Genomic DNA, 10196 nt, shown 5'->3' on the forward strand with positions numbered 1-10196 from the left:
CGTTCCACTCGCGACGCCGAAGGTTGACTTCCAGATCACCCTTTCCGCTTGCCAGACCGACCCGGACCAGAACGCCTTCGCAACACGGGAGCTGGATGGCAAGAATGGCTCGCTGCCGATCGGCCCCATTGCAAAGGGTGTCTTCAAGTAGGCCCAACACAATGATGAAAATAATCTGTCTTGGTGACACAACCGATCATGGCGGAGATTCAGTTGGAACTCACTCAATAGTGTCTGTTTTGGGTTTGCGGCTTCGTTTTAGGTATAAAGTTTTCTAATGGCTGATGATGCAACCATGGGGTCAGGGTCTTTGGATAGTTGTTGCAGGATGTCTTTGGGCACCTTGGGGTTGCAGGCAATTCGGTGTCTTACAGTTGCGTCCGAATCGATTGCGAGTCGCTCGAAGACCGTTCTATTAAGTTTTCGTTTGGTTGCTATTTTCCATCGGATATCTATGTCGCTGCTCTTCGAGAGACGGTCTATGATGTCGTCGGGAATGTTTTTGTTTCCAGCTACGCATCGTGCGAGCTCCGGGTAGTTATTAAGTATTTCAGTCCATACTTCAAGTGAGGCAGTTTGGTGTGCAAACGTGGTATCTTCATCATCGTCGCAAAGGATCCTGAATTCTTCAGCTGTAATACTCATCTACTTCCCCTTTGGTCCTTGCGTTGCACCTCGATCATTAATCTTTCTCTCTGGGCGGAGTGTGCTTCGATTTTGTTGGGGATGCTCTCTCAGTGGATGTTTGATGCGCCTGTTGGTAGTAGTTTTCCAATTTCCTTCAGAGGCTCATCTTGCCTTTCATATAGATGGGTGTTGATGTAGGTCTGGCATTCTGGCGTGAAGTTCATCGGTTAAATCCCCATGCTATTCTTCCCACTTTTTTTGTGTTGCCTCAAAGCAAATTGTTCTTTCATTTTTTCTGTTAAAAGCATTTATATGAGCCTTGTCTCTGTTGTCATACTCCACGCGAAAGCCCCGATGCTCATCTAGAAATCGTCCCCCGTTGAAGGGTTCCGGTATGAATTTGGCCGGATTAGGAACGGAATCTTTGGCGGAGATTTGAGTGTGTCCTAGGGCGCTGTTCATAGCTTGATTGTAGTCGTCGTGCAACTCGTCGTATTGACGCTCTTTCCTGGTTCTCTCTCTTTCTAGTTATTTTCTCTTGTCTTTAGCGCTGCATGGGTTGGCGGTTCTTGTCAGTTCAAGTGGGTCGATCCACTGTCTCGGGTTTGGCGCGTACTGGTACGTATTAATCTCGCCATCAAGCACTACTGGATCCTTACTAATAAACCTTGCTGTCCGAGGATCAGTAGCGATGGTGAAAAATGGTGTCATTTTGTTTCTTGATTGGTGGCTGACTTGTGATGGGTGGAGCATCTTTGTGATGCTCCACTATCCGATAATTGGGCGCTATTGTTGCTGCTTCTTTCGCAAATCTAAATTGTAGTGCGCGACCTGCTTGACATTTGTGACGGTGTCTTTCGATAAGCGTTCTAGAATTTCAATAGGTGTTTTTTGATTTGCAGCAATAGCCTGCCTAACACGAGGCTCTTCGTCTCTGGATAAAAGGTGCATGCTGTCGAGGTCTAGTTTACGTTTTCTAGCTACAGTGTGGCGAGTTTTCCAGTTACCACTAAGGGCTAGTTTGGCGAGGATAATGGCTGGTATGGTGTTGTTTTGTAATAGCATTAACTCGTAATCCGCATGTTGCTCAAGCATGCTTTCCCAGACGTGCATCTCTGCCTCATCTGAAATTGCCCTGCTTTTAAGTGTCGGGTCATCGCTTTCGATTAAACCCACAAATTCAGCTGCTGAATTTATCATTTCTTTTCCTGGTACTTTAATAATTTTAAGTCATCTGGCGACCAGTTGGGTTTTTGTATTTTTTTTGCCAGTAACAGTCGGTGCTTAATAGGAGAACACTTCATCAAATGACGCCGTCATTTTTCACCTGCCGGGCTCAGATGGAGTTGAGATTATAGCCGTGCTGCGAACGGCGTACGGTATTCTGTAGTATTTGTTGCGTTCTCGCTCATCAAATTCCCGAATGTTGTTTTGTCCGGCACCCTTTCTTTCTTAGTGGCAAGTGTTCTTTCTGACGTACCCCAAGCTCTATACACGCTGCTCCAAGAAACTTGAGAATCCTCACTTGTAAGCTCCATCGGTGTACCGAGGTGATTGCACTGGTACCTGACAATTGTGCAAATGATTTTTGGCTTCGGGTTGTTTTGCCACACCGGATCGTGCCCAATCGCATAGGGTGAGGTATAGCTTGGCTGTGCTGGGTGATGTTGTTGAGGGCATCTACGCAGGCGGTCGTACAGGTCCTAGGTGAGCTTGCCGGTCTTGCCGTTCTCAATCCGCTCCAGCAGGTTACCGCGCTCGTCGTAGCGGTACTGCGTGCTGCAGTAGCTGCGCAGCACGTTGCCCATCAATTTGCGTGGCGAGTGCGAGTGCGAGTGCGGATTCGGACCGGGTGGTGCCTCGGTGTCCAGCAGGTTGCTCGCTGGGTCAAAGGCAAATGTTTCCTTCTCGTAGTTCAGGCTGGCTTCAAGCAAACGACCAACCGGGTCATAACGGTAGCGCAGATCGCCACGGTTCAAGTCTTTGATGTGCTATAGCTGCCCGGCTTCGTCATAACGGTAGGTGCGCGCCGCTATGCGTTTGGACTCACCTTGCCGAGCCAGCGTCTGTTCCATCAGCCGTCGCTCACGCGGCTTGACACCACAGACACAAAATGTATTTGGCAGTTTCGTGCTGATAATATGATGTGATATTTTAAAGATCGCCGTAACTTTTAACTTTCATGAGGGTGGAGGTGCCTGATCTGACATAGGTCGCACTAATAGTGCACTCGTATAGCTTTGTTTTTCCATGAAAAGAGTAGTCAATTGAGATTTGAGTTGAGAAATCGCTAGCGAAAAGTCTTAATTCGTCACTGATGCTTTCGTCAAAGTCAAATTGTGGGTTTATAATGGTGGCTTCTGGTAGTTTTATGGCTCCGTAATATTTCCAGTCTTCATCGATGAATGCGTAGAATTCTTTGTGATATAGTTCGGACGAGAAATAGCTCAAACACTCGGTGAGTGAATGAAATTCCTTGCTTAGGATGGTTTCAGATCTTAATGATTTTATTTTCTTAAGGATCTCATCCGTCTCTGTTAGCTCTAGTTTTTCTATCTTTTCGTAATTTTCAGGGAATATCTTTCGGATTTTTTTCTCATGGCTATTCTGTATTTTTTTTCCTTGTGCTTTTCTGTACAGTAACTCATTGTCGTGCGGTGTGATAGTCAATTGCAGCACTCCTTAATGTAAAGTGCTTTCCCTTTCCCATTACGGGTTTGTGGTCGATTATGTCTGCTCGTTCTGGGATTTTCATCGTCATCTAATTTTCACTTTCTAGTGTTTTGGACTCAGTTTCAAGCTCTAGAGGATTCGTCCAATTCGTTGGGTTTGGGACATGCACATAAATGTAAATGCCGCCCGTAAAGCCAATCGGGTCCTTTCCAATAAAGCGACCAAGGCTGGAATCATAGTAGCGATATCGGTTGTAATGAAGACCTGTCTCGATGTCAAAGTACTGCCTCTGAAAACGTAGTGGATTACGGTTGAGTACGGGTCCGGTACCATTGTCTCGATTTTTCTCAGCATGTCCCCACGCCCTATATGTTCCTTTCCATTCTACTTGTCCATTCTTGGATGTCAGCTCCATCGGTGTGCCCAAATGATTACACTGATACCAAGCACGGGTGTCGAATGGCTTCGGTGCTGACTTTTGCTGCCAAACCGGATCTCGTTCGACGTCATAGGGGAAGTCATAGTTCGGCTGATGCAGCATCTCTTCAATATGATTCATCACCCCTTGTGCGACCGGAACGAAGGTCCCAGGCTCATACACATAGTGCGTGGTTTGCCCTTTGCCATCCCGACCGCGTTCATTGCCGTTGGCATCCATGATGCGGGGGGGCCATACCTTCCGTTTGAAACCCATTCTCGTGCCGCCCTCAATCGGTACACGTACATTGCCGCTATGGAGAACAGCCTGATCAGCTCTCAATTTTAGGTTGGGAGTGGCGGCAACAGACATACTGCTGGGATGTCTGTTGTTCCCCTATCCCGATTGGGTCGGTTACCTCAGCGATGGACGCTGCCGTGTGAAGCGCTGGCGATCAGGCTGGCGCCGCACGCGGTCTTCATGCCGTCGAGCGCAACGGGGATGCCATTGACGCGGTAGGTGTCACTGCCTTCGATGATTGGGAATTCACCTTTGCATAGAGGGCAGAAGACCATGTTGCGTTTGCCGGCCATGGGTTTGCCGTTGAGGTTTGTATTGGCTATGCACTCAATAACTTTGCCTCCGTGATCGGTTGAGTCGTTAAGCCTTATAATCTTCAACATTCGGTTTGGCTCCTATTTATGATTCTGCTGAATCGGATTTTGGGGTGGGAGATACTTCTGCTCGACCCTCATCAATTGAAAGTAGGTAGGATCTAAGAATTTCAAGTACTTCGGTTTTCGTAAACATAAATTCTTCACCTGCATCCATTCCACTTAAGGTGTACATTATTTCATTCAGCTGGATATCATCGGAGCGATGGATTTTTTCATCTAGGCTGATCAGGTATGTGTATTTGGAGAACTCTAACGGGTTGTACTCTCTTGACGAGAGGAAATTAATCATGTTTTGTACGATGCGTTTTTTTTCTTTTCTGCTGAGCATGGCTTCGCCTCCTAACACGTGCAGTTTAATTTTTTTCCATCAGGTGTTGCTAGTCCTTGTTCGATATCCAGCTTAGTAGGAGGATAATGGGGCAAGTCTATTAGTTCGCCATTGATGGATTTAGGGTGAACTCGATTTATTTTTCCAGAATGATCATACGTCTCTTCCCATGTTCGCACCTGTCCTGTCTTAGGATTCCACTCGGTCGTTCGGGATCTTCCTCTCGTAGGACCTGGAGTGCGGGCTAAAGCTTCCCTCTCGTGGTATCGAATTCTTCCGTCCGGAAGAGCCCGCTCCCTTACTGCTTTTGCTTGAGCAGTTTCTAAGATGGATAATTTGCGTTCTAGAGTGGCGGTAGGTCGGAAATCTCTGTTTGAAGCCAGACCAAACGGATCCGTCCATTCAATCGGGTTAGGAGCATAAACGTAGATGTTAAGGCCGCCTGCGAAACCTATTGGATCCCTACTGATGAATCGACCTGTTTGCGGGGAGTAGTACCGGTGGCGATTAAAGTGCAAGCCTGTTTCAACATCGTAGTACTGGCCTTGAAAACGCAGCGGATTACAGCTCTGTGCCAACTCGGTGTCATTGGGTCGTTTCTCCCTTGCATGTCCCCATGCTCTATATGTATTGCTCCGCCCAATTAATCCTTCATCGGAAGTAAGCTCCATCGCTGTACCCAAATGATCACATTGATACCAGTCAAGAGTGTCGAATGGCTTCGGTGCTGTCTTTTGCTGCCAAACCGGATCTCGTTCGACGTCGTAGGGGAAGTCATAATTCGGCTGATGCAGCATCTCTTCAATATGGTTCATCACCCCTTGCGCGACCGGAACGAACGTGCCTGGTTCAAACACATAATGTGTGGTCTGCCCCTTGCCGTGTCGGCCTCGCTGCTCGAACGCCAGCGTGTCACCGTCCCAGATAAATAGCGTCAGATCGCAGCCCAGCTTCTCATCCAGCGCACGCCGCGCATTCTCATTCCAAACCGGTCCAGCCTGGACACGATTGCGGTACTTCGAGCGCGAGTCTTTGTAGACACGGCGGCCTAAAGCGTCATAGCCAAACTCGACAACCAGCCGATCGTCCTCGTATCTACGCAGGCGGTCGTACAGGTCCCAGGTGAACTTGCCAGCCTTGCCATTCTCTATCCGCTCCAGCAGATTGCCGCGCTCGTCGTACCGGTATTGCGTTCCGCAGTAGCTGCGCAGCACGTTGTCCATCAGCTTGCGTGGCGAGTGCGGATTTGGCCCGGGCGGTGCCTCGGGGTCCAGCAGGTTGCTCGCTGGGTCAAAGGCAAATGTTTCCTTCTCGTAGTTAAGGCTGGCTTCAAGCAAACGACCCACCGGGTCATAACGGTAGCGCAGATCGCCACGGTTCAAGTCTTTGATGTGGCATAGCTGCCCGGCTTCGTCATAACGGTAGGTGCGAGCCGCTATGCGTTTGGACTCACCTTGCCGAGCCAGCGTCTGTTCCAGCAACTGGCCATTCGGGCTCCAAGTCTGTCGCTGGACCAGGCCATTGCCCTGCACGCGACCGATCTCTCGGTGCAGGTCATCACGCTCGTAACTGATCAACTCCTGGTCATCAAGTTTGAGCGCGAGCAGGTGGCCGCTGCCGTAAGTCAGCCAGCTGACTCGGTGGCCATCGGGACGGGTGGTGGCGATACGCTGGTTGAGAGCATCGTACTCATGCTTGAAGACTGCAACCTGTGGTTTGACCAGATAATCAAGCCATTGATGCTCGCGCGTATTGTTGCCCGCGGCATCGTAGAACCACTGCAGTTTGCAGGTGCTGTTCTCAGCCCAGGTCAGATTGCCATTGCCGTCATAGGCAAAGGTCTCGATCTCCCATTTCTCACCGCCGCGTCTGCCTGCTTTGCGTTCAAGAAGTCGGCCCATAGGGTCGTAAGTGAAATGGCTGGTCCTATCTCCATCCAAGCGCCGAGTCGGCAGGTTACTGCCGTTGTCGTACAGGTAATGGGTGGTTTCCTGGTCGAAGCCGGTTTCCTTGAGCAAGCGCCCAGCAGGGTCATATTTGAAGCGGGCTTCGCTGTTGTTTTCGTTGCGCAGACGCACGAGCTGGCCGAGCTTGTCCCAGTGGTAGGTGAGGGTGGTGTCGTTGGCGTTGTGGCGTTGATGGATAAGCCCGGCTTCGTTGTAGTCCCAGCGGGTGCGACGGTGCAGGCCGTCGGTGTGGCTGAGTAGTCGGCCTTCGGCATCGCGTTCGAAACGCTCTTTGGTCTTGTCTGGGTGGATAAGCCGTACCAGCTGGCCAGCTTCGTAGTGGTACTCGGTCACCTCACCGGCGGCGTTGATGAGTTTGGTCAATTGGCCCAAGGCGTTGTACTTCCACTGCGTGGATTTGCCCGAGCAATCGGTGTAGCTGATCAGCTGCCCATCGCGGTTGTAGGCCAGCTTCTTCTCACCGCCGTTGGCATCGGTAATGGCGATGGGCAGGTTGTCACTGCTGTATCGGTAGAGCGTTTTGTTCTCCAGGGGATCCTGGGTTTCGATGATGTTGCCGCGCTGATCGTAGTCGTACTTCCACAGCCCGCCCTCGGCATCTCGTGTTTTGAAACGCTGATCCAAGTCGTCGTAGGCGTGATGGATCGATGCCCCATCGGGTCGGGTATGCTGCAGCAGGTTGCCGCGTTCGTCGTAGGCGTAGACATCACTGCTGCCATCGGTGTGGATGTGCTGGGTGATGTTTTTGGCGGCATCGCGATACAGCCATTCCTCGTTCCTGTCGGGATGGATGACGCGATAGGGGTAACCAAGAATGTCGCAAAAATGCTGGGTCTCGTTGCCATTGGCATCGACGATGCGGGTCCGGCGGATGTCTGGGTCCCAGCTCAAGCGGGTATCGAGGCTGCCATCGTCTCCCCATTCGCGGATGGCCTTGGCATCAGCGCCTTCACCGAGCCATTCGAGGTTCATGCCCCGGCCGGTGCGGTCGGTGTAGCGGGTGACCAGATGGTGCTGGTACTGATAGGTCCACTGAGCCCCGTGCTCATCGCTCGCAGTGCATAAATCGCCGTGCGTGTCGTATGTATAGGTCGCCAGCTGGCGCTGCGGTTGGCCGTCGTGCATCAACCATAACCCGATGACATGTCCCTGGTCGTTGATCTGTGTGTGGATATGATGATGGGGCGTATCGTTTTGATACGTCACCAGATCGGAAAGCACGGATGTGTCAGCTACTCGGTGTTCATAGTGCAGGTCTATGCGTGCTCCGCCCTTGTTCTTGATGGTCGTCAGGCGGAACTGATCGCCATGACGTTGATAGATCTCCTGGCTATCATGGCCTCGTAGTATGGCGAGGGTGTCGTTTGCGATCCGTGCGATGACTACGTTCTCGATGGCGTCGTAGTGGCTGCCTTTGAGCTTCGGCAACGCATAGCGCTGGCTTCTGCCATCGCTGCCATGGAAAGTGAGGTGGTCTTCATTCAGATCGAAGCGAGCTGCAAATGGAGTAGTCCAGCGTGCGCCGTAGGGGCTGCTGTCGAAGGCTGACAGAGAGGAACGATAGGTACGGTTCCACTCGATGGGGAACACACCTGGTAGCTGGAAATCGGTGTGGACGATTGTTTCGGTCCCTGTGGCGAAGCTGATGCTGCAGTGGGTGCCAGCTTTTGTCCCGCGCTTTTTGCAGTTTGGGTCTGCCTTTGTCGCGCGTTGGGCAGGAGCCGCCTCGGTGCCGTGGCGCCCCTGCACATTGCGGCTTTGGCTGGTTGAGTTTGGCGCGATGTTGCTTCGCCTCGGTGTGTACCCTCTTTTACGTAAAGCCAGGCTTAGTACGCTCAGAATATCGGCGATGCTGCCAGGGTTCGCCTTGCTGCCAATTGCGACTATTTTCTCGCCTGCCATCCGGCCGATGCTTTCGAGGCTTCGTGCTGTAGGTTCAAGAAGTTTTTTTAGCTTTTCGTTTTGTCCGAAGCCCAGTTCATTTTTGCTGAAGCCAAGCCCCGTTTTTCGTTTGAAATAGTCAGAGGCTTCCGCCACTAATCGTACTCCGGGGAACAGGGCGGTCAGGGCGACATCCTTCACTGTCCCGTCTGCCACCGACCGGATCAAGTTGGCCAGGAACCTGCAGACCTCGACAACTTTCTCGGCGAAGCTGGCAAGAATGCTCTGCAACTTGGCTTCGATCTCGCCTATGAACGCTTCGAGGTCCCCAGGGCAAACATGGGCTAGCGCACCTTCAATCGCTTTGAGAACCGCTTGAGCTATGCCGTCCTTGGAGGCGGTTCTCAGTGATTTGAGTGCTGGGCGCATGACTACTCGCGCCGGTCCGATACCAGGTAATGGAGCAATTGCGAATAGGTTGATGCCTAGACCTACCCAGTTGAACACGTCAGCTCGATAGGCACTGTCACCTTTGGCCAGTTCTATGATGTCGCCAATGGCATCCGTAGCCGCAAAAATCGACCCGGCGACAGGTAGCATCTCGCCTACGGATATGACGGTCCTCCAGTTAACAATGTCTCCAGTGAGGTCTGTGAGCCACTTGGCCAGCATCTCGGTGCTGGCTGTTACGTCTTCTTCATCGAAGGTATCTTTAGGGGCGACTACCCCGCTGCACCTATCCATGTTGGTTGTTCCTTGTATTGCGGAGCGTCATCGGATGGGGGCGCTCTTTCAACGTTGCTTCGGTGGCGAGTGGAGCCTTGAGGGCCGCCTGCATGAGGTGCTTGGCATCGCGAGCATTCATCTCCCCTGACTTGATGAGTTGATTGACCGCCTCCTGCATTGCGTCTGCCGGACTGAGGGGCATGCTTTTGTCGGAGGTGGTTGACGGGGGCGGCTCCTGGAACGGTGTTGCAGACGCAGCCCTGGCTTTGTCTCGCCCGAACTGCACTTTCACGGGGCCGGATGCGAGACCTGACACGGCAGCAAACCCGTTCTCATCCAAAGTGCCTGTGATGACTTGACCTAGCGCGTCTTCAACTTCGTACTTGGCTCCTTTGAATGCGTGGTTATTTGCGTAATGCTGAAAAAGCTCCAGATTGCCCTTGCCCGATTTGAGGTCTTCAGGAAACGCCGCCGCCTGGCTCTTTGAGGCCTTGTAGATGAAGTCCGTCGCGTGTGCCGTGTACTGCCCAGCCGTGGCGTGCAGAATTCCGCCCGCGTTGTAGGTCGTACTGCTGCCGCCGGCCTGGATGACCAACTCCTCCTTGGCGCTGAGGGTGATGCGTTCGGCGGTGACGCTGACCTTGAGCTTGGCCAGCAGGTTGATGTTGTCCTTGAGCGCTTTCAGGTCTATGTCGCCGGAGGCCGCGACTAGTCGCCAGCCCATGCTCTGTACGAACTGCCGCACGCCCCGACTGGCACTGATCAACAGGCGCTTGCCGATGGCCATGCTGGTGTGACCGCCTGTGCTCAGACCCAGGTGCTCGCCGCTGGCGATATGGGTCGACTCAGGGGTTGTGGTGGCGATCCCCGCTGGGCTGGCGATCACCAGCTGCGGGGCA

11 protein-coding genes are annotated in these 10196 nt (G+C 52.1%); all 11 read right to left on the reverse strand.

Translation table 11 applies throughout. The annotated features are described in order from the left end of the window. Positions 1 to 258: 258 nt before the first annotated feature. Complete coding sequence (locus GIB19_RS13195; protein WP_157765546.1) at positions 259 to 645, reverse strand: hypothetical protein; 387 nt, start codon at positions 643 to 645, stop codon at positions 259 to 261. 510 nt (positions 646 to 1155) lie between these two features. Further along, complete coding sequence (locus GIB19_RS28420; protein WP_081717478.1) at positions 1156 to 1380, reverse strand: RHS repeat-associated core domain-containing protein; 225 nt, start codon at positions 1378 to 1380, stop codon at positions 1156 to 1158. A gap of 33 nt (positions 1381 to 1413) precedes the next feature. Further along, entirely contained in the window at positions 1414 to 1827 is a 414-nt protein-coding gene (locus GIB19_RS13200) for a hypothetical protein (protein WP_099428964.1), read from the reverse strand. A 152-nt stretch (positions 1828 to 1979) separates the two neighbouring features. Continuing rightward, the gene (locus tag GIB19_RS28425; RefSeq protein ID WP_225876704.1) at positions 1980 to 2240 is read right to left on the reverse strand and encodes an RHS domain-containing protein; all 261 of its coding nucleotides are present in this window, start codon (positions 2238 to 2240) and stop codon (positions 1980 to 1982) included. 90 nt (positions 2241 to 2330) lie between these two features. Then, the gene (locus GIB19_RS13205; protein ID WP_172960350.1) at positions 2331 to 2606 is read right to left on the reverse strand and encodes a hypothetical protein; all 276 of its coding nucleotides are present in this window, start codon (positions 2604 to 2606) and stop codon (positions 2331 to 2333) included. 175 nt (positions 2607 to 2781) lie between these two features. Then, positions 2782 to 3297 (reverse strand): hypothetical protein, encoded by a 516-nt coding sequence (locus tag GIB19_RS13210; protein ID WP_274886390.1) that lies wholly within the window; start codon positions 3295 to 3297, stop codon positions 2782 to 2784. A gap of 91 nt (positions 3298 to 3388) precedes the next feature. Next, the gene (locus GIB19_RS13215; RefSeq protein ID WP_225876705.1) at positions 3389 to 3958 is read right to left on the reverse strand and encodes an RHS repeat-associated core domain-containing protein; all 570 of its coding nucleotides are present in this window, start codon (positions 3956 to 3958) and stop codon (positions 3389 to 3391) included. 179 nt (positions 3959 to 4137) lie between these two features. Next, a complete protein-coding gene (locus GIB19_RS13220) occupies positions 4138 to 4401 on the reverse strand; it encodes a PAAR domain-containing protein (RefSeq protein ID WP_099428967.1) in 264 nt (87 codons plus the stop codon). Positions 4402 to 4417: 16 nt separating this feature from the next. Further along, positions 4418 to 4723 (reverse strand): hypothetical protein, encoded by a 306-nt coding sequence (locus GIB19_RS13225; protein ID WP_099428968.1) that lies wholly within the window; start codon positions 4721 to 4723, stop codon positions 4418 to 4420. Between the two features lie 11 nt (positions 4724 to 4734). Then, positions 4735 to 9315 carry an RHS repeat-associated core domain-containing protein gene (locus tag GIB19_RS13230; protein ID WP_274886393.1) on the reverse strand — a complete coding sequence of 1527 codons (4581 nt, stop codon included), beginning with the start codon at positions 9313 to 9315 and terminating at the stop codon, positions 4735 to 4737. Continuing rightward, the coding region (locus GIB19_RS13235) for a DUF2345 domain-containing protein (RefSeq protein WP_274886395.1) at positions 9308 to 10196 on the reverse strand (889 nt) is incomplete at its 5' end. The genes GIB19_RS13235 and GIB19_RS13230, both read right to left, overlap by 8 nt.

Source organism: Pseudomonas sp. ITEM 17296, from assembly GCF_028895205.1.
In the GTDB taxonomy this organism is placed as follows: Bacteria; Pseudomonadota; Gammaproteobacteria; order Pseudomonadales; family Pseudomonadaceae; genus Aquipseudomonas; species Aquipseudomonas kermanshahensis.

Bases quoted from the DNA above. Each gene is read 5' to 3' on its own strand.
- GIB19_RS13230 (WP_274886393.1), bottom strand. From the start codon at position 9,315: ATGGATAGGTGCAGCGGGGTAGTCGCCCCTAAAGATACCTTCGATGAA.
- GIB19_RS13215 (WP_225876705.1), bottom strand. From the start codon at position 3,958: ATGGATGCCAACGGCAATGAACGCGGTCGGGATGGCAAAGGGCAAACC.
- GIB19_RS28420 (WP_081717478.1), bottom strand. From the start codon at position 1,380: ATGCTCCACCCATCACAAGTCAGCCACCAATCAAGAAACAAAATGACA.
- GIB19_RS13200 (WP_099428964.1), bottom strand. From the start codon at position 1,827: ATGATAAATTCAGCAGCTGAATTTGTGGGTTTAATCGAAAGCGATGAC.
- GIB19_RS13220 (WP_099428967.1), bottom strand. From the start codon at position 4,401: ATGTTGAAGATTATAAGGCTTAACGACTCAACCGATCACGGAGGCAAA.
- GIB19_RS13195 (WP_157765546.1), bottom strand. From the start codon at position 645: ATGAGTATTACAGCTGAAGAATTCAGGATCCTTTGCGACGATGATGAA.
- GIB19_RS13225 (WP_099428968.1), bottom strand. From the start codon at position 4,723: ATGCTCAGCAGAAAAGAAAAAAAACGCATCGTACAAAACATGATTAAT.